This is a genomic window from Duganella sp. sic0402 (genome assembly GCF_019219065.1).
Lineage (GTDB): Bacteria > Pseudomonadota > Gammaproteobacteria > Burkholderiales > Burkholderiaceae_D > Rugamonas.
Map to the genome: position 1 here is coordinate 1 of NZ_JAHUWK010000017.1, position 23,886 is coordinate 23,886.

General features: G+C 65.1%; 18 protein-coding genes and 1 pseudogene. 5 read left to right on the top strand and 14 right to left on the bottom strand.

Annotated elements, in window-relative coordinates; all coding sequences use genetic code 11:
- From KW842_RS25965 to KW842_RS25980, 4 genes and pseudogenes are all read left to right on the top strand, one after another.
- Window positions 1–2,598, top strand: a pseudogene (locus KW842_RS25965) (heme utilization protein); the annotation flags it as partial.
- A 207-nt stretch (window positions 2,599–2,805) separates the two neighbouring features.
- Entirely contained in the window at window positions 2,806–4,956 is a 2,151-nt protein-coding gene (locus tag KW842_RS25970) for a peptidase domain-containing ABC transporter (protein ID WP_218307042.1), read from the top strand.
- The gene (locus KW842_RS25975; RefSeq protein ID WP_218307044.1) at window positions 4,929–6,296 is read left to right on the top strand and encodes an HlyD family type I secretion periplasmic adaptor subunit; all 1,368 of its coding nucleotides are present in this window, start codon (window positions 4,929–4,931) and stop codon (window positions 6,294–6,296) included. The genes KW842_RS25970 and KW842_RS25975 overlap by 28 nt, the downstream gene beginning before the upstream one ends.
- Window positions 6,297–6,312: 16 nt before the next feature.
- A complete protein-coding gene (locus KW842_RS25980) occupies window positions 6,313–7,095 on the top strand; it encodes a glycosyltransferase family 2 protein (protein ID WP_218307046.1) in 783 nt (260 codons plus the stop codon).
- A gap of 17 nt (window positions 7,096–7,112) precedes the next feature.
- Here KW842_RS25980 and KW842_RS25985 read toward each other — a convergent pair whose 3' ends face one another.
- From KW842_RS25985 to KW842_RS26020, 8 genes are all read right to left on the bottom strand, one after another.
- Entirely contained in the window at window positions 7,113–8,000 is an 888-nt protein-coding gene (locus tag KW842_RS25985) for an NAD(P)-dependent oxidoreductase (RefSeq protein WP_218307048.1), read from the bottom strand.
- Window positions 7,997–8,554 (bottom strand): dTDP-4-dehydrorhamnose 3,5-epimerase, encoded by a 558-nt coding sequence (gene rfbC / locus KW842_RS25990; RefSeq protein WP_218307050.1) that lies wholly within the window; start codon window positions 8,552–8,554, stop codon window positions 7,997–7,999. Before rfbC ends, KW842_RS25985 begins: the two co-directional genes overlap by 4 nt.
- Window positions 8,551–9,330 (bottom strand): hypothetical protein, encoded by a 780-nt coding sequence (locus KW842_RS25995; protein ID WP_218307051.1) that lies wholly within the window; start codon window positions 9,328–9,330, stop codon window positions 8,551–8,553. The genes rfbC and KW842_RS25995 overlap by 4 nt, the downstream gene beginning before the upstream one ends.
- Window positions 9,327–9,959, bottom strand: a complete 633-nt coding sequence (locus KW842_RS26000) for a hypothetical protein (protein ID WP_218307052.1) — start codon at window positions 9,957–9,959, stop codon at window positions 9,327–9,329. Before KW842_RS26000 ends, KW842_RS25995 begins: the two co-directional genes overlap by 4 nt.
- A 1-nt stretch (window position 9,960) precedes the next feature.
- On the bottom strand, window positions 9,961–11,286 hold the full coding sequence (gene rfbH / locus KW842_RS26005; RefSeq protein WP_218307053.1) for a lipopolysaccharide biosynthesis protein RfbH: 1,326 nt from the start codon (window positions 11,284–11,286) through the stop codon (window positions 9,961–9,963).
- A gap of 10 nt (window positions 11,287–11,296) precedes the next feature.
- Window positions 11,297–12,382 carry a CDP-glucose 4,6-dehydratase gene (rfbG, locus tag KW842_RS26010; protein ID WP_218307054.1) on the bottom strand — a complete coding sequence of 362 codons (1,086 nt, stop codon included), beginning with the start codon at window positions 12,380–12,382 and terminating at the stop codon, window positions 11,297–11,299.
- Entirely contained in the window at window positions 12,379–13,152 is a 774-nt protein-coding gene (gene rfbF, locus KW842_RS26015; RefSeq protein WP_218307055.1) for a glucose-1-phosphate cytidylyltransferase, read from the bottom strand. Before rfbF ends, rfbG begins: the two co-directional genes overlap by 4 nt.
- A gap of 103 nt (window positions 13,153–13,255) precedes the next feature.
- Complete coding sequence (locus KW842_RS26020) at window positions 13,256–16,099, bottom strand: glycosyltransferase (protein ID WP_218307056.1); 2,844 nt, start codon at window positions 16,097–16,099, stop codon at window positions 13,256–13,258.
- Window positions 16,100–16,179: 80 nt separating this feature from the next.
- Here KW842_RS26020 and KW842_RS26025 point away from each other — a divergent pair, with 80 nt between their 5' ends.
- Window positions 16,180–16,584, top strand: coding sequence for a CBS domain-containing protein (locus tag KW842_RS26025; RefSeq protein ID WP_307729880.1), 405 nt, complete (start codon window positions 16,180–16,182; stop codon window positions 16,582–16,584).
- 12 nt (window positions 16,585–16,596) lie between these two features.
- On the opposite strand, the gene KW842_RS26030 is transcribed toward KW842_RS26025, so the two are convergent.
- The 6 genes from KW842_RS26030 to KW842_RS26055 all read right to left on the bottom strand — a co-directional run bounded on the left by KW842_RS26030 (window position 16,597) and on the right by KW842_RS26055 (window position 23,867).
- Entirely contained in the window at window positions 16,597–17,250 is a 654-nt protein-coding gene (locus KW842_RS26030; RefSeq protein ID WP_218307058.1) for a hydrolase, read from the bottom strand.
- A 159-nt stretch (window positions 17,251–17,409) separates the two neighbouring features.
- On the bottom strand, window positions 17,410–18,168 hold the full coding sequence (locus KW842_RS26035) for an acyltransferase (RefSeq protein WP_218307059.1): 759 nt from the start codon (window positions 18,166–18,168) through the stop codon (window positions 17,410–17,412).
- A 46-nt stretch (window positions 18,169–18,214) separates the two neighbouring features.
- On the bottom strand, window positions 18,215–19,321 hold the full coding sequence (locus KW842_RS26040) for a DegT/DnrJ/EryC1/StrS aminotransferase family protein (protein ID WP_218307060.1): 1,107 nt from the start codon (window positions 19,319–19,321) through the stop codon (window positions 18,215–18,217).
- A gap of 7 nt (window positions 19,322–19,328) precedes the next feature.
- Window positions 19,329–19,745, bottom strand: a complete 417-nt coding sequence (locus KW842_RS26045) for an FdtA/QdtA family cupin domain-containing protein (RefSeq protein ID WP_218307061.1) — start codon at window positions 19,743–19,745, stop codon at window positions 19,329–19,331.
- Entirely contained in the window at window positions 19,742–20,644 is a 903-nt protein-coding gene (locus KW842_RS26050; protein ID WP_218307062.1) for a glycosyltransferase family A protein, read from the bottom strand. The genes KW842_RS26045 and KW842_RS26050 overlap by 4 nt, the downstream gene beginning before the upstream one ends.
- A gap of 16 nt (window positions 20,645–20,660) precedes the next feature.
- On the bottom strand, window positions 20,661–23,867 hold the full coding sequence (locus KW842_RS26055; protein ID WP_218307063.1) for a methyltransferase domain-containing protein: 3,207 nt from the start codon (window positions 23,865–23,867) through the stop codon (window positions 20,661–20,663).
- Between the last annotated feature and the right edge of the window lie 19 nt (window positions 23,868–23,886).

Sequence of the window (23,886 nt, forward strand, 5' to 3'; positions counted from 1 at the left end):
GCGCTGGGCACCGAACAGGTAAAAGCACTGACCAGCGCCCAGTTCGGCGCGATCAACACCACCAACCTGGCCGCCCTGAGCACCAATCAGATCGTCGCCATTGGCACCAACCAGGCTGCTGCGATGAGCACCGCGCAGATCGCGGCGCTGAGCAGCAACCAGCTGAAAGCACTGGAAACCGAAGACTTCGCCGCGCTGAAAACCGCGACCGTTGCCGCACTGGGCAGCGATCAGGTCAAAGCACTGACCACCGAGCAACTGGCTTCGCTGACCACCGCGCAAGCCGCCGCGCTGACCAGCTCGCAAGTACTGGGCCTGAGCACCGAGCAGATCGCCCATCTGGAAACTGCCGACGTGGCCGCCCTGAAAACCTCGGTGATCGCCGCGCTGACCAGCAACCAGATCGGCGCGCTGACCACCGAAGACGTGGTCGCCCTGAAGAGCGCGCAGTTTGCCGCGATGAATTCGAACCAGCTGACCGGCCTGACCACCGAGCAGATCGTCGCGATGAACTCGACCCACTTCGGTGCGCTCAACTCGACCCAGTTCAACGCGCTGTCGACCAACAACATCGCCGCGATCGAGACCGCTGACATCGTTGGCCTGAAAACCAGCATCATTTCGTCGCTGAGCAGCGAGCAGTTCAAAGCGCTGGGCACCGAACAGGTAAAAGCACTGACCAGTGCCCAGTTCGGCGCGATCAACACCACCAACCTGGCCGCCCTGAGCACCAATCAGATCGTCGCCATTGGCACCAACCAGGCTGCTGCGATGACCACCGCGCAGATCGCGGCGCTGAGCAGCAACCAGCTGAAAGCACTGGAAACCGAAGATGTGGCCGCGCTGAAAACCTCGGCGGTTGCCGCCCTGACCAGCGACCAGGTCAAAGTGCTGACTACCGAACAGGTCGTGGCGCTGACCACCGCCCAGGCCGGTGCACTGACCACGCTGCAAATTGCTGCGCTGAGCACCAACAGCATCGCGGCGCTGGAAACCAATGACCTGCGCGCCATCCGTACGGCGGCAATCAATGGCCTGACCACCGAGCAACTGCGTGCGCTGGACAGCAACCAGGTTGCCGCGCTGACCACCGCGCAAGTGGCTGCGCTGAGCACCAACGTGCTGGCGAACGGTCTGACCACCGAGCAGGTCGTGGCGCTGGGTACCAACCAGTTCGCTGCCCTGAGCACCGTCCAGTTCGTCGCACTGTCGAGCAATTCGATCGCGGCGATTGAATCGGGCGAAATCAGCAGCCTGCGCACCGCCCAGATCGCTGCCCTGCGCACCGAGCAGGTCAAAGGCCTGAGCGCAGACCAGGTTGGCGTGCTGTCGACCGCACAGGTTGCCGCACTGAGCACCACCGTGCTGTCGGCTGGCCTGAGCACCGAGCAGACCGCCGCGCTGAAATCCAACCAGGTCGCTGCGCTGAGCAGCTCGCAAGCCGCCGCGCTGGCAACCGATACGCTGAAAGCACTGGCGACCGAGAGCCTGGCCGCACTGAAGACCGCGTCGGTCGCTGCACTGAGCAGCAACCAGGTCAAGGCGCTGACCACCGAGCAGGTGATTGGCCTGAGCACCGCGCAGTTTGCCGCGATCACCAGCACCCAGCTGTCGGCGCTGAGCACCGAGCAACTGGCGGCGATCGAAACCGCTGACCTGCGTGCACTGCGCACCTCCGCGATTGCCGCGCTGAGCAGCAATCAGCTGAGCAAGCTGACCACCGACCAGATCCACGCGCTGACCACCGCACAGGTTTGCTCGCTGACTTCGGCACAGGTTCCTGGCCTGACCACCGAACAGATCGCTGCGCTGCCATCGCCTCTGGGTACCCCACTGGTGCTGGACCTGAACGGCAACGGCATCCAGACGGTTGGCCTCGATGCAGGCGTCAACTTCGACCTGCTGGGCAACGGTAACAAGACCAATGTCGGCTGGGTTGCCGGCGGCGACGGTCTGCTGGTACTGGACCGCAACGGCGATGGCCTGATCAACGATGGTACTGAGCTGTTCGGCGCAGGCACCACGCTGGCCAACGGTCAGAAAGCCAAGACCGGCTACGAAGCACTGGCGGAACTGGATACCAACGGCGACGGCGTGATCGATGCCAAGGACCAGCAGTTCGGCAACCTGCGTGTGTGGGTGGACGCCAACGGCGACGGCATCAGCCAGGCCGATGAGCTGAAATCGCTGGCGGATCTGTCGATCACCAAGCTGAACCTGGACGCCAAGCAGGATGTGTCGCTGAACAATGGCAACATCGTCGGCATCACCTCCAGCTTCGAGACCGCCGACGGCGCAACGCATACCGCAGCGGACGTCTGGTTCCAGATGGGCAGCACCGCAGCGACCAGCCTGAGCAGCAATGTCAGCGGCCTGTCGTCGGCGCTGTCGAGCTTCGAAGCAGCCGCCTCGGCCAGCACCACGGCCAAGCTGGAAGTGCCAGGCAACGTCGCCAGCTCGGCGGCCAAACTGGCCAGCGCGATCGGCAGCTACGAGAACCAGCTGACCGCGACCAGCTACCAGGCCGCTAGCGACGAGTCGCTGCGCCTGAAAGCGCTGCAAGGCGGTGCGCAACAGGGCTTCCTGGCTGCCAAGTAAGCTTTAGCGCCAGCAACAACGGCGCATAAAACGGCAAGGCCTGCGGGCCTTGCCGTTTTTTTTTGATCGGCGGAACAGCAGGAGAAAGCTGCGTGTGTTTAGCAACAACAAATTGCCCTTGGCGGCAGTGGGCTGGGTTAGAATCGCAAGGCTGGATCAATAGTGCGCTAATGCAAGCTTTCCCCCAGCTTTCACGACTACAGGCCTATGCAAGATAAATTTCCTCATACCGCGATTCAGTGTCTGACTGCCATCGCCCAGCATCACGGTCTGCAAATCAATCCCGAGCGCCTGATCGATGAAAACGCGCTGCGTGCCGAAGAACCCAGCACCGGCGCGCTGCTGCGCATCGCCTCCGACATCGGCCTGAAGGCCAAGGCAGATACCATCGACTGGTCGCGCCTGATGGCGCAGGGCGGGGTGTTCCCGCTGATGGCGCGCCTGGCGGATGGCAATATGGTGATCGTGGTCGGGGTCAAGCCGGGCGAGAACGGCGCCGCCGACCAGGCGGCCGTACTCAATCCTGCGCTGGCCAACGCCACCGTGATGCTGGTGCCGCGCGCCGATTTCGAGCAGCGCTGGCGCGGCGACGTGGTGTTCATCAAGCGCGAGCACAAGTTTACCGATCCCAACCAGCCGTTCGGGCTGCGCTGGTTCATTCCCGAGATCCTCAAGCAGAAAGCGGCGTTCCGCGACATCTTCATCGCCGCGATCGCCATGCAGATGCTGGCGCTGGCGTCGCCGATCTTCTTCCAGCTGGTGATCGACAAAGTGCTGACCCACCAGAGCGTGACCACGCTGCAGGTGCTGTCGGTGGGCGTCATCATGGCGCTGGTGTTTGACGCCACCTTCGGCTTCCTGCGCCAGACGCTGACACTGGCTGCCTCCAACAAGATCGACATGCGGCTGACCCGGCGCGTGTTCGCCCACCTGCTGTCGCTGCCGATCGATTTCTTCGAGACCACCAGCGCCGGCGTGGTCACCCGTCACATGCAGCAGCTGGAGAAAATCCGCGGCTTCCTGACCGGGCGCATGTTCATGACCGTGCTGGACCTGATTTCGCTGCTGGTGTTCGTGCCGGTCCTGTTCAGCTATTCGTTCAAGCTGGCGATGATCGTGCTGCTGTTCGCCGGCATGATCGGCGCGGTGGTGATGGCCATGGTGCCGACCTTCCAGCGCCGCCTCAACGCGCTGTATGCGGCCGAAGGCCAGCGCCAGGGCATGCTGGTGGAAACCATCCACGGCATGCGCACCGTCAAGGCGCTGGCGATCGAGCCGTCGCAGCGGCGCATCTGGGACCAGCGCTCGGCCGAAGCGATCACCATGCACTTCCGGGTCGGCCAGATTTCGATTGCCGGCAATGCCGTCACCGACTTCCTCGGCAAGCTGATGCCGGTGATGCTGATCGTGGTCGGCGCCGCCGACGTGTTCGACAGCACGCTGTCGGTGGGTGCGCTGATCGCCTTCCAGATGCTGTCCAGCCGCGTCACCCAGCCGCTGATCTCGATCGTCGGCCTGGTCAACGAATACCAGGAAACCGCGCTGTCGGTGCGCATGCTGGGCGAGGTGATGAACCGCGCGCCGGAAGGCCGCCCCGGCGCCAACGGCCTGCGCCCGGTGCTGGAAGGCGAGATCAAGTTCGACAACGTGGTGTTCCGCTATCCGGGCGCGCAGAATATGGCGCTGAACAAGGCCAGCTTCACCATCGAGCAGGGCACGGTGGTGGGCATCGTCGGCCGCTCCGGTTCCGGCAAGACCACCCTGACCAAGCTGATCCAGGGCCTGTATCCGCTGCAGGAAGGCCTGGTGCGCTTTGACGGCATCGACGCGCGCGAGATCGAGCTGCCGCACCTGCGCCGCCAGATCGGCGTGGTCTTGCAGGAGAACTTCCTGTTCCGCGGCACGGTGCGCGACAACCTGTCGGTGACCCGTCCCGACGCGACCTTCGAGGAGCTGGTCGAGGCGGCGGTGGCGGCCGGTGCCGACGAATTCATCGAACGCCTGCCGCAAGGCTATGACACCATGCTGGAAGAGAACGCCGCCAACCTGTCCGGCGGCCAGAAGCAGCGGCTGTCGATTGCCCGTACGCTGGTGGCGCGGCCGCGCATCCTGATCCTCGACGAGGCCGCCTCGGCGCTGGATCCGGAGTCGGAAGCCATCTTTATCCGCAACCTGTCGAAGATTGCCGTCGGCCGCACGGTGGTGATGATTTCGCACCGCCTGTCGACGCTGGTCAACGCCGACAAAATCATGGTCATGCAACAAGGCTCCCTGGTGGACGCCGGCCGGCATGAAGAACTGCTTACCCGTAGCGACACTTATCAGCATTTATGGAACCAGCAAACAAGTCACCTCTGAGCTTCTTCAAGCGCAAGAAGGACGAAACCGAGATCGCGTTCCTGCCGGACGCCGACGCCATCGAGCGCGGCCCGCTGCCGCGCTTCGTGCGCCTGACGCTGCACCTGATGCTGCTGGTGTTTATCAGCTTCATCGTCTGGGCCAGTGTCTCGCCGCTGGACCAGATCGTGATCGGCCACGGGCGGCTGGTCAATCCGCTGCCGAACATCGTGGTGCAGCCGCTCGACACCGCGATCATCCAGAGCATCGAGGTGCGCACCGGCCAGGTGGTGCGCAAGGGCCAGGTGCTGGCCACGCTCGACCCGACGTTTACCGCCGCCGATGAAGCCCAGCTGCGCAACCGCCTGGCCTCGCTGGACACGCAGCGCGCCGGCCTGAGCGCCGAGTTGTCCGGTGCACCGGGCGCAACCGCGCAGCAGGGCAGCAGCGCCGACGCCCAGTTGCAGGCGCAGCTGTACAACGAACGCCGCGCCAACTTCGCGGCGCAGAAGAACAAGATGGACCAGAACATCGCGCGGCTGCGCGCCAGTCTGGAAACCAACCGCCACGACCAGGAAATCCTGGCCAAGCGGGTCAAGTCGCTGCGCGAGGTGGAAGCCATGCAGGAGCAGCTGGTGGCCGAGAACTTCGGCGCCAAGATGCAGCTGCTGGAAGCGCGCGACCGCCGCCTGGAAGTCGAGCGCGACATGGACATGCAGCGTAACAAGTCGATTGAGACGCGCAGCGAGCTGGCCGCAGCCGAATCCGAGCGCGCCGCCTTCGACAAGAGCTGGCGCCAGAAATCCATGGAAGACCTGCGCGATGCCAGCCGCGAGCGCGACGACCTCAACGAGCAGCTGGCCAAGGCCGACAAGCGCCACAAGCTGGTGCAATTGGTGGCGCCGGCCGACGGCGTGGTGCTGGAGATCGGCAAGCTGTCGGTCGGCTCGGTGGCGCGCGCGGCCGAGGCGCTGTTCACGCTGGTGCCGCTGGATGCAGAGCTGGAAGCGGAAGTGGAAATCGATTCGCTTGACATCGGCTATATCAAGACCGGCATGCCGGTGCACCTGAAAATCGATGCGTTCACCTTCATGAAACACGGCATGTTGGAGGGCAAGGTGCGCGTCATCAGCCGCGACTCCTTCAAGCGCGAGAACGCCGACAAGAACGGCGGCGGCATGGATACCTATTACCAGAGCCGCATCACCTACAGCGGCAAGCTGCGCAAGCTGCCGCCCGGCGCCCAGCTGCTGCCGGGCATGACCGTATCGGCCGAGGTCGTGGTGGGTCATCGCACCGTGATGTCCTACCTGATGTACCCATTGACGCGGGCGATGGACGAAGCCATCCGCGAACCTTAACCACTACAGGCTTTCCATGTTTACTGTCATCATCACCACCCACGACCGCCCGCTGCTGCTGAAGCGCACGCTGGCTTCGCTGATCGCCCAGACCTGCCAGGATTTCAAGGTGGTGGTGGTGTCCGATTCCGGCACCTATCTGCCGCCCTACGAAGAGCTGTCGCAGCTGAGCGGCCGTTTCGACTATGTGCTGCGCTGCAGTGGCGAAGCGGGCCCGGCGGCCAGCCGCAATATGGGCCTGGACATCGCCAGCGGCGAATACATCGTCTTCATCGACGATGACGACACTTTCGAGCCGGAGCACTTCGCGCGCTTCAAGCAGCGCCTGCTGGTGGACCGTCCGGAAATCCTGTTCTGCGACTTCCAGGTGCGCTTTGAAGACCGCGCGGTGTATCCGCCGACCTTCATCTCCAACCAGTCGATGTCGATCGCCGGCGCTACCTTTGACAGTATTTACGTGCGCAACACCATCCCCAACAGCTGCCTGGCCTACCGCGCCGATGTGGTGAAGGGCGTGCGCACCGACACCACCATGCGCATTTACGAGGATTGGGATTTCCTGCTGGCGGCCATGCATGGCCGTTCGCTGGTGCACCTGGCCACCGATACTGTGGTGATCCACAAGACCCCGGCCACCGCGCCGGAGAATATGCGCCGCGGCAATACCCGCGAGGACCTGACGCTACCGGTGATGCTGGAACTCTACCGCCGCCATGCGGCGCCCAACATGGAAACCCGGCTGGCGCGCCAGGCACTGCTGGCCAGCGCCGACATTCATTTCGACCTGTCGCACTTCTAAGCAGCCAAACTGGCGGCTCAGGCCTGGTGGAACAGCGCCAGGCCCTGTGCCAGCCCGACCTTGGGCGTCCAGCCTGGCACGCTGCGGTAGCTATGCCATGGCAGCATCACTTCGCGTTCGCGGTAGGGGCGGCCGCCCCAGTCGATGGCCAGCGGCTTGCCGCTGACCTGGGCATACAGCGCGGCAATCTCGCGCAGCGGCAGCGGCGCGCCGCTGGAGACGCCGTATTCTTCTATCGCTTCCGCCTGCGTGGCCAGCTGCTCGCTGGCCAGCAGGAAAGCCTCCAGCACATCGTCGATGTAGACCAAATCCACCTGCTGTTCGCCCGGCGACATGCTGAGCGACGTGCCTTCGTTGGCGATCCGCTTCAGCAGGTTCAGCACCTTGGGACGCGGATCGCCGGCGCCATAGGTGTCGAACAGTTTGAGCGTGACCACGCGCAGGCCGTGCACCTCCACGTAGTAGCGTAGCAGCGCGGTGAACGCGGCCTTGGTGGCGGCATACAGGCAGACCGGGTTGTAGGCCGCATCCTGATAGTGTTCCCACGAGGTGCCGGTGTTGACCAGCTGGCGCACGCCGCAGGCCGCCATGGCTTCCGCCAGCTGGGTCGAGAACAGCAGATTGGCCTGGATCAGCCGTTCCACATCCTGCGGCTGGTGGGCTGCCAGGAACAGCGAGGCCAGGTGGAACACCACGTCCGGCGCGGCGGCGCGCATGATGTCGATCAGTTGCAGCGTGCTGCCGTCATGCCGGTGCAGCTGCGCCGCCGGCGGCAGGCCGCCGGTGGACGAGCTGTCGCGCAGCAGCACATGCACTTCCCAGCCGTCGGCCAGCAGGCGGCGCGTCAGCGCGGCGCCGATGAAGCCGGAGGCGCCGGTGACCAGCGCGCGGCGCGCGCCGCTCATGCCGCCGCTCCGTGGTAGCTGAACGGGCTATCGAATTCGGCCAGCGCCGGGAAGGTCAGGTCGCGCGCCGAGATCACCGGCTGCTGTACTGGCCAGGGGATGCCGGCCGAATTCCACAGGATGCCGCCGTCATGCTGCGGCGCATAGGTGGTGGTGACCTTGTAGACCATCAGCGACAGCTCGCTGATCGAGCAGAAGCCGTGCGCCAGGCCGGCCGGCAGGTACAGCATGTGGCCGTTCTGCGCGCTCAGCTCCAGCGTGATGTGCTGGCCGTAAGTGGGCGAGCCGCGCCGCAGATCGACTGCCGCGTCCAGCACCGCGCCCTGCACGCAGTAGACCAGCTTGGCATGGTCGTGCGGCGGGGTCTGGAAATGCAGGCCGCGTATCACATTGCGCTGCGAGGTCGAATAGTATTCCTCGGCAAAATCGGTGGCCAGTCCATGCTGGCGGAAGATATCCTGGTGGAATACCTTGACGAAGCTGCCGCGCTCGTCGCGGCGGATGTCGGGAATGATCTGATAGCAGCCCGGCAGGGCGGTGGCGACGATTTTCATGGCGTGGTCGGGCGGGGATAAGCAGGGTTGAGCAGCACCAGCGGGCGCGCGATGACCTTGTCCGCCCCCCAGGCGGCAATGTAGCGCGACAGCAGGAAGGCTTGCAGGCGTTCGCAGCAAAAGGCCATGCTGCGGTCGGCGTAGCCGGGCCGGTGCACATAGTGGTGGCGGAAGTAGCGCGACATCACCAGTTCCAGGTCGCGCACGATCTCGACAAACCACTGCACCGGAATATACGCCACGGTGGGGGCGGTGATGAACGAGGGATTGGACAGGAAGTTGGCGGCGTCCAGGTCGCTGATCACGCCGCAGTCGATGGCGTCGCCGAAAAACATCAGCAAATCGCGTGCATTGCAGCCGGCCTGGTACTGCTGCACGATGGTACCGCCAAAGGTCACCGAGATCGGCACGATCGGGGTCTGTCCATCGCCGTAAAAATGCTCGGGCAGCACCTGCGCCAGCAGGTCCGGATGCGCATGGTAGTTAAAGCCTTGCAGCTCGCCGATCGGATGGGTCAGCGCGAAGCGGCGGTAATGGCAGAAGCCGACAAAGCCCTGGGCCTGCTCGGCAATCAGGCGGCGGCGGATTTCAAACAGCGCCAGGTATTCGCCCAGGTAGCGGTTGCGCGCCGCTTCCTCGGGCGACAGCAGCTGGCTCATCGCCAGGCCGGTTTCCGGCACATAGTCGCCGGAGCCGACCATGGTCATAAAGTCCGGCATCCGCCACGCGAAGGGGGCGTGGGCGATGCAGTAAAAGTGCGGCTTGTCGGTCATCACGCGGGGACAGCTTTGATCAGGTAATGGGAGGGCTGCGCCGCAGCGAGCAGCGTGTCGACGCTGACGCCGGCCGGCAAGATCTGCTGGCGCAGCGTGGCTTCGGTGGCGGCCGGCATCGGCCCAGGGATCAGCAGCGTGCCGCTGGCAACGCTGAAGCCGGCCTGGTGGAACAGCGACAGCATGTCGCTGACCGACCAGGCGTGGCGTGGCGGCACGGCCGGCGCATCCCAGTACAGCCGGTTGGCCACGCGGGCCACGATGCAGGCATCCACCGGAATCACCTTGCGCACCTGGCGCAGCACGCGCAGCGGGTCTTTCAGTTGCTCCAGCGTGGCGTCGAAGTACCAGCCGTCGGCCATCGCCAGTTGCCGGTAGAAATGGTCGCTGGCGGTGCTCAGGTCGGCCAGGTAGACGCGTTCGGCATACGCCTGCGCCGCCTGGGCGCCGGCCTGCTCGGCCTCGACCACCAGCAGCGAAGAAGCCGGGTACAGGCTGCGGTACTCGCGCGCTACGCCGCCGTCGGTGGCGCCGGCCTGCACCAGCAGGCGGGCATTCGGCGGCAGCGTGTCGCGCAGCGGCTGGATATAGGCCAAGGCCGAGGCCGAGGCGGAGGCGGCCGGCTGCGTCATCTTAGAAATTGACGCCGAAGAAGGCTTCCAGTTTCTCCACCGCGAAGTCCAGCATCTCGCGGCTCAGGCCCGGATAGACGCCGATCCAGAAGGTGTCGTTCATCACCCGGTCGGTGTTGGTCAGTTCGCCCGAGATGCGGTAGTTGCGGCCCTGCATATACGGCTGGCGCACCAGGTTGCCGGCGAACAGCAGACGGGTACCGATCTTGTGCTGGTCCAGATAGGTCAGCAGGTCGACCCGGGCGATATTCGCTTCCGGCTTCAAGGTCATCGGGAAACCGAACCACGACGGGTCGGAGTTCTCGGTGGCTTCCGGCAGAATCAGGAATTCCTCGCACGATTTCAGGCGGTCTTTCAGGTAGGCGAAGTTGTCCTTGCGTGACTGGATGAAGCCGGCCGCGCGGTCGATCTGCGCCAGGCCGCAGGCGGCCTGCATGTCGGTGATTTTCAGGTTGTAGCCGAGGTGGCTGTAGGTGTATTTGTGGTCGTAGCCGGGCGGCAGCGTGCCGAAGCACTGGCAGAAGCGCTTGCCGCAGGTATTGTCCTTGCCTGGCGGGCAGTAGCAGTCGCGGCCCCAGTCGCGGAACGATTCGGCGATGGCTTTCAGTTCCGGATTGTTGGTGAACACCGCGCCGCCTTCACCCATGGTGATGTGGTGGGCCGGGTAGAACGACATGGTGCCGATGTCGCCGAAGGTGCCGACCATCTTGCCGTTGTAGGTCGAGCCGAGCGCGTCGCAGCAGTCTTCGATCAGCCACAGATTGTATTTCTTGCAGAGCGCGGTGATCACGTCCAGGTTGTACGGATTGCCCAGCGTGTGGGCCAGCATGATGGCCTTGGTTTTTGGCGAGATCGCCGCTTCCAGCTGCGTCACATCGATGTTGTAGGTGCCCAGCTCGACGTCGACAAACACCGGGATCGCACCGAACTGGATGATCGGGTTGACGGTGGTCGGGAAGCCGGCCGCCACGCCGATCACTTCGTCGCCCTGCTGGATGGCGCGCGGCCCCAGCTTCGGCGAGGTCAGCGCGCTGAAGGCGACCAGGTTGGCCGAGGAGCCGGAGTTGACGGTGATCAGGAAGTCCACGCCGATCAGCTTGGCCAGTTTGGCCTCGAACTGGTCGTTGAAGCGGCCGGTGGTCAGCCAGGCGTCCAGCGAGGCTTCCACCATCAGTTCCATTTCCGGCGCGCCGACCACCTTGCCGGCCGGCGGGATCACGGTCACGCCAGGCTCGAACGGTTTCGGGACGCTGGCCAGCGCGCCGTATTCGGCCACCAGCTTGATAATCTGTTCGCGCAGTTGTTCTTTGGTTTGTACTTCACTCATGGTTGCTACCTTAGGTGGTGCCGAGGGGGGCGGTGTTTTGATAGGTGTCGATTTGCGCCAGCGTCAGCGCGCGCATGTCGGCGCCGGCCAGCTGGGCCTGGTGCCAGGCGACGATCATGTCGATGGTGTGGCCGAGGTGCCAGCGCGGCTGCCATTGCAGGCGCGCGCGCGCCTTGGAACAGTCCAGCTTGAGGTAATGCGCTTCGTGCGGCTGCGGCGCCTGGTCGAGTTCCCAGGCGGCGCCTTCGCCCCAGCGCTGGCACAGGTGTTCGATGATCCATTCGACCGGGCGGGCGTCGAGGTCGTGCGGGCCGAAATTGAAGCCCTCGGCAAACGCCGGGCCGTGCTGGTACAGGTGTTCGGCCAGCGTCAGATAGCCGGACAGCGGCTCCAGCACATGCTGCCATGGGCGGATCGCGTGCGGGCTGCGGATGCGCACCGGCGTGCCGGCGGCGATCGCGCGCAGCATGTCGGGAATCAGCCGGTCCTGCGCCCAGTCACCGCCGCCGATGACGTTGCCGGCGCGGCCCGAAGCCAGCGCCACGCCGTGCTCGGCGTATTTTTCCGGATTGAAGAAGGAGGAGCGGTAGCCGGCCGTGACCAGTTCGGCGCAGGCCTTGCTGTTGCTGTACGGGTCGTAGCCGCCGAAGGCTTCGTTCTCGCGGTAGCCCCAGGCCCATTCCTTGTTTTCGTAGCACTTGTCGCTGGTGACGTTGACCACTGCCTTGACGCCGGGCGTGTTGCGTACCGCTTCAAAGAAGTTGACCAGCCCCATGACGTTGGTGGCGTAGGTTTCCACCGGGTTGGCGTAGGAATAGCGCACCAGCGCCTGCGCCGCCATGTGGATGACGATTTCCGGTTGGGCGGCCTGCATGGCGGCCTGCAAGGCGGCGGCGTCGCGGATGTCGCCGATGACCGAGGTCATGCCGCTGCCAACCTGGGCCGCATCAAACAGGCTAGGCTGGCTGGGCGCTTCCAGCGCGTAGCCGGTGACCTGCGCGCCCAGCTGTTGCAGCCACAGGCTCAGCCAGCTGCCCTTGAAGCCGGTATGGCCGGTCAGAAAGACGCGCTTGCCGCGCCAGAACGCCGGGTTCATGGCCATTGCTTCCACGGCGCCTTGCCGCTGTCCCAGAGTTCTTCCAGGTGGATCTTGTCGCGCAAGGTGTCCATCGGCTGCCAGAAGCCGTGGTGGAAGAAGGCGTCCATCTGGTTGTCCAGGGCCAGCGTTTCCATCGGCTCTTTTTCCCAGATGGTGGCGTCGTTCTCGATGTAGTCGATGACTTTGGGCGACAGCACGAAATAGCCGCCGTTGATCCAGGCGCCGTCGCCGCGCGGTTTCTCCTTGAAGCTGACGATGCGCTGGCCGTCGATGTCGATTGCGCCGAAGCGGCCCGGCGGCAGCACTGCCGACATGGTGGCCAGCTTGCCGTGCGCCTTGTGGAAGGCGATCGAGGCGCCGATGTCGATGTCGGCCACGCCGTCGCCGTAGGTGAAGCAGAACGCTTCCTCATCCTTCAGGTGTTCGCGCACGCGCTTCAGGCGGCCGCCGGTCATGCTGTCGGCGCCGGTGTCGATCAGGGTCACGCGCCACGGCTCGGCATGGCGTTCGTGCACTTCCATGCTGTTGGCCTGCAGGTCGAAGGTCACGTCCGAGGTGTGCAGGAAGTAGTTGGCGAAGAATTCCTTGATGATGTAGCCGCGGTAGCCGCAGCAGATGACGAAATCATTGATGCCGTGCGCGGAATAACTCTTCATGATGTGCCACAGAATCGGCTTGCCGCCGATCTCGACCATCGGTTTCGGCTTGACGGTGGTTTCCTCGCTGAGCCGCGTGCCCAGGCCGCCTGCCAAAATCACTGCTTTCATGCTGTCTCCGGATTGATGGGGATGAGTGCTCGCAGACTGCATTGTCAGCCATTGCCGAGGTATTTTAAACGAAAAGAACAGGGTATTTGGCCCCTGAAATTGCTCAGGATGCGGCAAGCAGCATGTGATAACCCTGGCGCAGCGCCTGTTGCAGGTCTTCGGCCAGTTGCGGATCGCCTGCCGCCAGCTGGCTGTGGTGTTGCTGCACCAGCGCCCCCAGTGCCGCCAGGCGCGCCGCCAGCAGGGTCTTGAACTGTGCGCTGTCGGTCAGGAAATGCTGGCGGGTGTGGGCCTCATACAACAGATACAGGCGTTCCAGCACTGGCGCCAGCAGTTCCGCCGGCTGGCGGGCAGCAGCAGGGGCCGATGGTGCCGATGGCCCCTGTGTGTAGCTCGACAGCGGATCCGGCAGGTAGGCGCATTCACGGTCGGCCAGCGCCGCCAGCGCGGTGGCCACGCCGGACAGGTGGCGGTAGCGCCGCCCCTGGTAATGGCCGAAGCTGGCCCCCAGCTGTGAGCGCCGCAGCAGCAGGCTGGCAGGCTGGCACAGCAGGTCGCCGGCGCCGCGCTCGTTGGACAGCAGCAGCGCCGCCAGCGAGGCGCCGCCGACGGCGGCTTCGGCCGGCAGCAGCGGCATGCCGGGCAGCGGCTGGCCGTGTTCATCGAGCGGCTGACGCCAGCTGGCCACCAGGCCGATGCCGGGGTAGGTCTGGTAAAAGTGCATCATCCTGCCGATTTTGTCGGCGCGCAGCAGCTCGCCTGGCGGCGCGACCGCGATGTACTCGCCCAGGGCCAGCGTCAGGCAGTGGTCGAGATTGTCCGCGGCGCTCAGTTCTGGCGCGCGGCTGTAGCGCAGGCGTGGATGGGCGCGCAGCAGTCCGGCCAGCTTGCGGCGGCGCCGCGTACTGGCGCCGCTGTCGCTGACGATGATTTCGCAGCGGCCATAGTGCTGGTCGAGCGCGCTGCGGACCGTGCGTTCCAGCTGGCCGGCGTCGTCGGAGTCGCCGGTCGGGATCAGGATGCTGACCAGCGGCAGTTCGCTATCCTGCTGCCGGGTCGCGCCGTCGCGCTGCAAGGCGCCGCGCGCCACCTGCAGGTAGAGCTGCTCCAGCGCGCGTACCAGCCTGGGCGTGTCGAACAGCGGCGCCTGGCTGCGGTTTTTGACCAGCCGGCGGCGCAGGCGGCCCAGCGGTTCCGGCTTGCCGGCCAGGCGCACTGCCGTGTTTTCATAGCTGCGCGCGGTGTGCGTCACCAGTTCCGGCAAGCCGGCTGCGTGCAGCAGACTGCCGCCCAGCCTGGCCGCGTAGCTGTGGCCGGCCTGGGTCAGCAACGGCACGCCGGCCCACAGCGCGTCGGCGGCTGCCACGCCGCCGCTGAACGGTAGCGTGTCCAGGCACAGGTCGGCCAGTGGCAGCCGTGCCAGGTGCTCAGCCGGTGGCACGCGCCGCGCAAACACCAGGCGTTCGCTGGACACGCCGTGGCGCAGCGCGGCCACGCGCAGATTGTCGCGCAGCGCCTCGCTGTCAGCCCTCAGCCACAGCACGCTGTCCGGCACACGCGTGAGGATGCGCATCCAGGCCGCAAACTGCGCCGGCGCCAGCTTGCGGCTGCTGTGCAAGCTGCAAAACACAAAGCCCTGTTCTGGCAGGCCGCAGCTGGCGCGGGTTGGCGCAGTGCCAGCCGGATGCGGCGGCGGCTGGCGGTCGTGGATCTGCACGCAGCCGGGCAGGTAGAGCGGCTGTTCGGTGAAGCTGGCGCGCAGACCCGGCGGCAGTACGAAAGCATCGGCCAGAATGTAGTCGAGCGCCGGCATGGCGCTGCTGCCCGGATGGCCGAGCCAGCCGATCTGCACCGGCGCCGGCCGCTGCGCCAGGATGCCGGGGCGGCCGCCGGCGCCCAGGCCGTGCAGGTCGACCAGGATGTCGATCTCATGGGCGCGGATGGTCTGCGCGGCTTGCAGGTCGCTCATCACGGTCAGCCGGATGTGGTGGTCCAGCCGCGGCGCGACGCGGGCGCGCAGGCCGCTGCGGTCTTCCTCGCTCCAGCTGAAGCCGTAGATTTCAAACTGATCGCGCTGGTGCAGGCCGTACAGCTCGGCCGTCAGGCGCGCCGCATGGCTGCTGAAGTCGGATGACAGGTAGCCGATGCGCAGCTTGCGGTGCTGGTAGCCTTGCGGGTCGGCCAGCGGTGCCGGGGCCGGCGCCAGGTTGACCGGGTGGCGGCTGGCGGCCGCCAGCTGGGCGGCCGGATCGTCGCTGAGGCACAGCATGGCGGCGGCCGAGGCGCTGCGGCCGAGCTCGGCTTCGGCCAGGCCCGGCAACGGCGCGCACACCGGCCACGCGCATTGCTGCTGGCGCAGGCTGATCCACTGGGCCGTCACCTCCGGCTGCTGCGGGTCCAGCAGCAGGCTGCGCGCGCAGGCGTCCTCTGCTTCCGGATAGTGCTGGCGCAGCGCCGCCACGCGCGCCACGCTGTTCAGCGCCTGGATCTGCTGCGGCCGGCTGGCGGGATGGTCGGGGTCGATCTGCGCCAGCGCCGCGCGCCAGGTGGCCAGCGCCGCCTCGTGCTGGCGCAGCTGTTCCTGCAGGGTGCCCAGCGTCATGCGGGCGTCGATGAAATCGGGCTTGATCGCCAGCGCGGCGCGCAGCGACTGTTCGGCCTCCCGCTGCTCGTCGGCCTGGATTTGCAGCACGCCCAGGTTGTACCAGGCGGCAAACAGCAGCGGCGATTCGGTACAGCGCAACCACAGGTGATAGAGTTCGGCGGCGCGCCCGGCCTGGCCGGCATGGCCCATCAGTCCAGCCAGGCCGATCAGTTGCATGATGGGCAAAGTTCCGCGTTTCGCCAGTACAAAAGCCAGCCTGGCTGCTTGCGTCAATTCATTGGCGGCAAGGGCCCGGTTCAGTTCCTGCAGTTGCGATTCATCGCTGGGTTGGCTGGAGCTCATGCTGGTATTGTCGGCTGAATCCGTCTAGGATTCAATCTTCAGAGCACAAAGTCCCCAAAATTATGCTGGTTAAAAATATCATGAGCCGCAACGTGGTCACGGTCGGCCTCGACGACACCTTGGCGCTGGTCAAGGAAATTTTTGACCACAGCAAGTTTCACCACCTGCTGGCGCTGGAAAACGGCGAGTTGCTGGGCGTGATCTCGGACCGCGACCTGTTCAAGGCGCTCAGTCCGAACATCGGCACCAGCACCGAGTCCTACAAGGACACGGCCACGCTGAACAAGCGGGTGCACCAGATCATGTCGCGCAAGCCGAAGTGCCTGCGCGAGGACGCGACGGTGGATGCGGCGATCGACATGTTCACCGAACATGCGATCTCCTGCATCCCCATCCTCAGCCAGGACGACCGCCTGGTCGGCATCCTCAGCTGGCGCGACATCCTGCGCAGCCTGCACAGCCGCCACTCGGACGAGGAGTCCTGACGCAGCAACTACTTAGTGGCCTTCGGCGGCGTTGAACATGGTTTTGGCGTAGATCAGGCCCAGGCCGTAGCCGCCGCCGTTGGCGATCGCGGTGGCGACGGTTTGGTCGTAAGTTTCGCCACGGGCCCAGTCGCGTTGCAGTTCCAGCAGGTATTGCAGCGAGGTGATCGGGCGGGCGCCGGCCTGGATCATGCGTGCGACGGCGCGTTCATGCGCTTCGTCCGAGATGTCGCCGCTGGCGTCGGTGATTACGTAGACTTCAAAGCCCTGGTCCAGTGCCGACAGCGCCGGGCCGACGATGCATACCGAGGTCCACAGGCCAGCCAGCACGATTTTGTCCTTGCCGATGGCGTTGACGCGGTCGGCGATGCGCGGGTCTTCCCAGGTATTCATGCTGCTGCGGTCGATCGGCGCCTGATTCGGGAACACGTCCTTGATTTCGTTGAAGATCGGGCCGGAGAAGGATTTTTCCGCCACCGTGGTGAGGATGGCCGGCACCTGGAATTCCTTGGCCGCCTTGGCCACCAGCGCGACGTTGTTGCGCAGCTGGACTGGGTCGATCGACTTGGTGGCGAATGCCATCTGCGACTGGTGATCGATCATGATCAGGGCGTGGTTGACTGGGTTCAGCAAGCTGTTGCCTGCTTGGGCGATAGCGGTCGGCATATTATATTCTCCTAAGATATTCAAAATTTTCGATGTGGTCAAACATGATGTTTGGCGCCGTGTTCTGCGCTGATGAATGCCATTATGCGGGGCACGCAGATAAACAAAAAGCGGAAAAATTTCCGCTTTATTATCGAAATTTTCGAATATTGAGCAGGGTCACGCCTGGCCGGAAAGCGGGGAAGGGGGAATATCCCAGCCTGCCGTCACCTCGACCGGATAGCCGCGGCGGAAGTGGCTGGTCCACGGATAGGCCGGGCGGTCGCTGCCGTCCTTCAGCTTGATCTTGCTGGTGTCGCAGATGTATTTGGCGGGGCTGCCGCCGGCCACGGTGTCCGGCGCCACGTCGCGCCCGACCATGCTGTGCGCCGCCACCAGCGCGCCACGCCCGACCTTGACGCCGGGCAGCACCACGCTCATGGTGGCCACCGCTGCATAGTCGCCGATCTCGCAGCCCAGCAGCACCGAGCTGGGCGGGTGCGGATCGTTGGTCAGCACCACGTACGGGAAGATCCAGACGAAGTTGCCGACCTTGGACATCTTGCCGATGTGGACATTCGAATGGAAACGCACATAGTCGCCGATCTGGCAGTCGCCCTGGATATCGCTCAGCGTGCCCAGCTGGAAGTTGGCGCCGGCCGTGGTTTTCTCGCGCACGGTGACGCGGTGGCCGGTGATGAACTTGTCGCCGAAGGTCGAGCCGGCGTACAGGATGGCGTGCGAGCGGATGGTCGAGTTGGCGCCGATGATCAGCGGCAGGCCTTCCGCCAGCGGGCTCGGATAGCCGATCTCGCAGAAGCCGTCGATGCTGGTGTTGTCGCCGATCTGCACGTCGTCATGGACGATGGTGAACGGGCCGATGCTGACATTGGCGCCTAGCCTGGCCTTCGGCGATACCGATGCGCTGGGATGTATCATGCGTCTCCTCCGTAGTGGTTTTTTATGTGCTTATTTGTGTGCTGGCCTATGCATTGAGCGCCTTGCGCACGGCGGCGCACACTTCCAGCGCCTGCGCCTCGCTCATGGTCGGCCCGATCGGCAGACTCAGCACCTCGCGGTGGATCGCCTCGGCCAGCGGAAAGTCGCCTTCCTTGTAGCCCTGGTCGGCGTAGGCCGGCTGCAGGTGCGGCGGCACCGGATAGTGGACGATGGTGCCAACGCCCTGTTCGGCCAGCGCCTTGGCCAGCACGTCGCGCTGCGGGTGGCGCACCACGTACAAATGCCAGACCGGCTCGGCCCAGGATGGAATCTCTGGCAGCACCAGGCCGGCGATGCCGGCCAGTTCCTGCTGGTAGATGGCGGCGATGGCGCGGCGGCGCTGGTTGTCGCCGTCCAGCGCCGGCAGCTTGACCGCCAGCAGTGCCGCCTGCAGCTCGTCCAGGCGCGAGTTATAGCCCGGCACCTGGTTGTAGTATTTGATCTTGGAACCGTAGTTGCGGTAGGTGCGGATGCGTTCGGCCAGCGCGTCGTCGCTGGTGGTGACGGCGCCGCCGTCGCCCAGCGCGCCCAGGTTCTTGCCCGGATAGAAGCTGAAGGCGGCAGCGTCGCCCAGCTGGCCGACCACGCCGCCATGGTAGCGCGCGCCATGCGCCTGCGCCGCATCCTCGATCAGCTTCAGGCCGCGGCGGCGGGCGATGTCCTGCAGCGGCGCCATGTCGGCTGGCTGGCCGTACAGGTGCACCGCGAGGATGGCCTTGGTGTTGGCGCCGATGGCCGCTTCCACCCGCGCCGGATCGAGGTTGTAGGTGCCTTCCAGCGGCTCCACCGGCACCGGTCGCGCGCCGCAGTGGCTGACCGCCAGCCAGGTGGCGATGAAGGTGTTGGATGGCACGATCACCTCGTCGCCGGGACCGATGCCGTAGCCTTTCAGGATCAGGAAAATGGCGTCCAGGCCGTTGGCCACGCCGATGCCGTGGGCGCTGCCGCAGTATTCGGCAAAGCTGGCTTCAAAGGCAGCGGTTTCAGCGCCGAGGACATACCAGCCGGAGTTCAGCACGCGCTTGAACGCGGCTTCCAGGCCGGCGGCGTGCACCTGATTGATGGCTTTCAGGTCGAGGAAGGGGACGCTCATGCAATGCTCACTTGATGATGTGTTGGTGTGTTGCAGCCACGAATTCGTCGTAGTCGTGGTAGTAGTCTTTGGGGTCGTACAGGGTCGAGGCCAGCACCAGGCAGACGCCGCCGGACGAGAAGTTCTCGACTTCGCGCCACATCATGCCCGGCACGTACAAGCCGTAGTAGGAACGGTTGAGGTGGATTTTCTTGCGCTGGTAGCCGTCGTCGACCACCACGTCGAAACTGCCGGACATGGCGATGAATAGCTGCTGCAGCTCGATGTGGCCGTGGCCGGCGCGCGAGGAGCCGCCCGGCACGTCATACAGGTAGTACACCCGCTTGATGTCGAACGGCACGTGGATGCCGCCTTCGATCACCGACAGGTTGCCGCGCGGATCGTGGTGCTTGGGCAGGTCGATGATGCGGCATTGGTCCATCATGGCGCTGCACCTGCCGCACCTGCCGCATCGGCTGCCGCCAGATGCTGGTGCATGCGCTCGCACGACTGGCCGACCATCGGGAACACCCGGTGCAGGCGGGCGGTCATATCGTCCACCATCGGCACCAGCGCGCGCAGTTCGTTAATGTTCAGCACGCCGGCGATCTGCGACTCGATCGCCAGGTCGATATAGTCGGAGAAGCAGTAGCCGAAATTCGGATTGACCTTGGGATTGGAGTTCGATTCCAGCCGCTGGTCGTGCCGGAAGTAGCTCAGTTCCTCGTCGATGTAGAACATATGGCCGTCGCCGGCCAGGTTGATGTAGGCGGCGACGTCGGCCAGGCCTTTGCTGCAATCATGGCCGCCGTAGTGGAACAGCCGCAGCGGGCCGACTTCCCACAGGCGCTCGCGGCGCAGCATGATCGAGCTGAATTCGCCGATGAAGTTGCGCATGCCCAGCATCATCGAGCGCTGCATTTCGCGTCCCGGCAGCGAGCCGCTGACCTGGTAAGGGCGGCGGGTCTCGGTGCGCTCGTTCTGCACATTGATCACCTCGGAGGCGGAAAACACCAGCTGCACTTCCGGCGCCATGTGCATGGTGGCGACCATGCGCTCGACGCAGAACGGGTGCAGGATGTCGTCGTCGAACAGCGGCTTGATCAGGTCGCCCTTGGCCGAGTACAGCGAACTGAGCACGTTCTGGTTCCGCACGGCCGGGTTGCGCTGGTAGATCACCTGCGGGAAACGCGCGCAGATCTGCTTGATCTCTTCGGTCGGGCAATTGTCGCTGACCATGATTTCAATGTGCGGATAGGTCTGGCCGATGGCCGAGCGCAGGCATTGTTCAAAGTGGCCCGCCTTGTAGGACGGGATCACGATACTGACTAAAGGCAAACTCATGAGGGGTTCCTTTGTTTCAGACGGCGACCGCGGCAATGATGTATTGCCATGGCAGCGCGTCTTCCACTGCCGCTACCGGGTCGATGCCGCTGGCGCCGGCCATCATGCGGATGGCGGGCAGGTATTTTTCACGCGAGGGTTCATCGATGATGCGGGCGCTGCCGCCGCTCACCTGGAAGCCCGACTGCTGCAGCATTTCCAGCATCACGCCACGGGTGAACAGGCGCTTGCGGTGCTTTTCGATGCCGGTGTCGCCGTAGCGCATATCGCCGGCGTTCAGGCGCGCCTGCATGCCCCAGTGCTGGAAGTTGCGCACCGCCAGCACGATCCGGCCGCCGGGGGCGATGCTGGTGCGGATCTTTTGCAGCAGCGTCCATGGATCGTCGCAGCGCTCCAGCGCCTCATCCAGCACCCAGCAGTCGGCCTTGCGCACATGGTCCCACAGCTCGGCGCCGGCATGCTCGATGTCCTCGTTGAACACGAAATCGCAATGCGGGCGCGCCGCCTGGGCTGGCGCCGGCGATGCTTCAATACCGGTGTAGTTGCAGACCGCGTTGCGCTGGCGATAGGCCTTGGCGAAGGCGCCGTCGCCGCAGCCGATTTCGACGATCTTGCGCGCTTCCAGCGGCACGAATTGCAGCAGATCCTGGTTGTAGGTGTTGGTCGCGCTTGGCAGGTCGTAGTGGTAGCCGCCGGTGCGCAGCACCGTGCCCTGCCAGTCGTGCTTGATGAAATGGCGCTTCGGCTGGCGGGCGAAGTCTTCGCGCACCCAGTCGAGCGAGCCGATCAGGTCGCGCGCGCCGGCCGCGTGCAGCGCCACCATGGTCGGGATCAGCGGTGCGCCGTGCTTGATCGGCAGCGGCCACTGGCGCATCACTTCGATATTGGTCAGCATGCAGGCCGGGTGCAGATACGGGATAGGGCCGTCGGGACGGTCGTAGCCCTGATCGGTGACCGGCTGGATGCTGCCGACGCCGTACATGCCGGGACGCAGCGCGGCGTGCAGCGACTCCAGGAAGCCGGCGCGCAGGATCTCCACATCGGAATCGAGGAACAGCACTTCGCCGGACAGGCCCAGGTGGTTGATCGCCCACGCCATGCCGGGGCCGTGGTGGATGTTGTAGCCGAACGGAATGAACTCGACATTGTCATGGCCGGCGGCGATGGCGCGGATCTGCTCGGCCACGTCCGGGTTGGAGCCGTCAATGACGTACACGCGGTTGGTGTAGAACTGGCGCAGCGTGCGCAGCAGTGCTTCGATCAGGTCGGGCGCGTTGTACGACACCGTGACCACCGGGATCTGGTCGATGCGCACCGGCGCGGCCGGCGCCAGCTGGTCCTCGGCCGGATGTACCGCGTGGGTCGGCGTCGGCAGCCGTGGCGCGGCTGGTTTGGCCACTTGTTGCAGCAGCTGTTCCAGGTTGCGCACGAAGCGCGGGCTGTCGAACAGCGCGCAGCTCAGGCGGTTGGCCTGCAGCTGGCGCTTCATGGCGGCGATCTGCGCCGGCGCGTTGGCCAGCGCCACGGCTTTTTCCTCGTAGTCGGCAAAGTTGTAGGTGATCAGCTGCGGCAGTTCGACCGCGCGCAGCAGGCTGCCGGCCATGCGCGACGAGAAGGTGCGGCCGGCGCAGGTCAGCAGCGGCAGGCCGGCCCACAGCGCATCGCTGGCGGTGGTGCCGGCGTTGAATGGGTAGGTGTCGAGGAACAGGTCGGCCAGCTGGTAGCGCGCCAGGTATTCGGCCGGGGTGGCGCGGGTATTGAAGATCAGGCGCTGGCGGGCGATGCCGGCCTGTTCGGCCTGGCGGCACAGGTTCTCGCGCACTTCCGGATAATCGGCCACCAGCCACAGCACGCTGTTGGGCACGCGGCGCAGGATGTTCATCCAGGTGCCGAACACCTCGGGCGTGAATTTGAAGTTGTTGTTGAACGAGCAGAACACGAAGGCGTCATCCGGCAGATTGACGCTGGCGCGGCTCGGCTTGGGCGCGATCTGGCGCTGGCGGTCGTTGATCTGGAAGGTGTCCGGCAGGTACAGCGGCTTTTCGCTGAAATGCTCGGCCATCTCCGGGGTGATCAGGAATTCGTCGGCCAGCACATAGTCGACACCGGGCAGGCCGGTGCTGCCGGGGAAGCCGAGGTAGGTCAGCTGCACCGGCGCCGGACGGTAGGCCAGGATGTTGGGACGCGCACCCAGGGTCAGGCCGTGCAGGTCGACCAGGATGTCGATCTCGTGCGCGCGGATGGTGCGCGCCGCCTGTTCGTCGCTGAGCTTGTCGATGCGGATGTAGTGGTCCATCGCCTTGACCACGCGCGCGCGCAGCGGCGTGCGGTCGTCATTGCTCCAGCTGAAGGCGTATACCTCGAATTTGTTGCGGTCGTGCAGTTCGTACAGCTCGGCGGTCAGGATCGACACCGCGTGCGAGCAGAAGTCGGAAGACAGGTAGCCTATGCGCAGGCGCTGGTGGCCGTAGCCGTGCGCGCCGGTCAGCGGCGCCACGGCGGCGTTGACCTTGTCGGTGATGAAGCGCCTGGCGGCGGCCAGCTGCTGGGCCGGGTCGTCGGAGGCGCTGAGCATGGCCAGCGCCGAGGTGCCTTCCATCATGGTGGCCAGCGAAATATGCTCCAGGCCGCTGTACACCGGCCATTCGCACTGCTTCTGGCGCAGGTGCACCCAGTGGGTCATCACATTCGCCTGCTGCGGATCGACACGCAGGCTCTGCGCCAGCATGGCTTCCGCTTCCGGATAGCGCTTGCGGATTTCCAGCAGGCGGCCGAGATTGTTCAGGGTTTGCAGGTGCAGCGTCGTCTGGGTCTTGATTTCCGGCTCCAGCGGACCGTCAAGAATGGCCTGCCAGGTGGCCAGCGCCTCGTCCGGGCGGCCGGTGCGTTCCAGCAGCGTGCCGAGGTTGAGACGGCCTTCGACAAAATTCGGGTTGAGCGCGATCGCCTTGCGCAGCATCTGTTCGGCACCGGGATCGTCGCCGGCGGCCGACAGCACCACCGCCAGGTTGAAGCAGGCCGCATAGATCAGCGGCGACGGCGTGTGCTCGATCCAGGCGCGGTACAGCGCTATCGCGGCTGGCAGCTGGTTGCTTTCCTGGAGCACGGCGGCGCCGGCAAACAAATCGGCAATCGACAACTGGCCCCCGGTGGCCAGCGCCATGAAGTTGCCCAGCGGGCTGTTGTCGGGGGAAGGAGGTACTGCGGATGCTTGTGAGGTCATGGCAGAGCGTAAGTTGATC

Coding starts and splice junctions, on each gene's coding strand:
- KW842_RS25970 (WP_218307042.1), top strand. CDS start 2,806: ATGCAAGATAAATTTCCTCATACCGCGATTCAGTGTCTGACTGCCATC.
- KW842_RS25975 (WP_218307044.1), top strand. CDS start 4,929: ATGGAACCAGCAAACAAGTCACCTCTGAGCTTCTTCAAGCGCAAGAAG.
- KW842_RS25980 (WP_218307046.1), top strand. CDS start 6,313: ATGTTTACTGTCATCATCACCACCCACGACCGCCCGCTGCTGCTGAAG.
- KW842_RS25985 (WP_218307048.1), bottom strand. CDS start 8,000: ATGAGCGGCGCGCGCCGCGCGCTGGTCACCGGCGCCTCCGGCTTCATC.
- rfbC (WP_218307050.1), bottom strand. CDS start 8,554: ATGAAAATCGTCGCCACCGCCCTGCCGGGCTGCTATCAGATCATTCCC.
- KW842_RS26000 (WP_218307052.1), bottom strand. CDS start 9,959: ATGACGCAGCCGGCCGCCTCCGCCTCGGCCTCGGCCTTGGCCTATATC.
- rfbH (WP_218307053.1), bottom strand. CDS start 11,286: ATGAGTGAAGTACAAACCAAAGAACAACTGCGCGAACAGATTATCAAG.
- rfbG (WP_218307054.1), bottom strand. CDS start 12,382: ATGAACCCGGCGTTCTGGCGCGGCAAGCGCGTCTTTCTGACCGGCCAT.
- rfbF (WP_218307055.1), bottom strand. CDS start 13,152: ATGAAAGCAGTGATTTTGGCAGGCGGCCTGGGCACGCGGCTCAGCGAG.
- KW842_RS26020 (WP_218307056.1), bottom strand. CDS start 16,099: ATGAGCTCCAGCCAACCCAGCGATGAATCGCAACTGCAGGAACTGAAC.
- KW842_RS26025 (WP_307729880.1), top strand. CDS start 16,180: ATGAGCCGCAACGTGGTCACGGTCGGCCTCGACGACACCTTGGCGCTG.
- KW842_RS26030 (WP_218307058.1), bottom strand. CDS start 17,250: ATGCCGACCGCTATCGCCCAAGCAGGCAACAGCTTGCTGAACCCAGTC.
- KW842_RS26035 (WP_218307059.1), bottom strand. CDS start 18,168: ATGATACATCCCAGCGCATCGGTATCGCCGAAGGCCAGGCTAGGCGCC.
- KW842_RS26040 (WP_218307060.1), bottom strand. CDS start 19,321: ATGAGCGTCCCCTTCCTCGACCTGAAAGCCATCAATCAGGTGCACGCC.
- KW842_RS26045 (WP_218307061.1), bottom strand. CDS start 19,745: ATGATGGACCAATGCCGCATCATCGACCTGCCCAAGCACCACGATCCG.
- KW842_RS26050 (WP_218307062.1), bottom strand. CDS start 20,644: ATGAGTTTGCCTTTAGTCAGTATCGTGATCCCGTCCTACAAGGCGGGC.
- KW842_RS26055 (WP_218307063.1), bottom strand. CDS start 23,867: ATGACCTCACAAGCATCCGCAGTACCTCCTTCCCCCGACAACAGCCCG.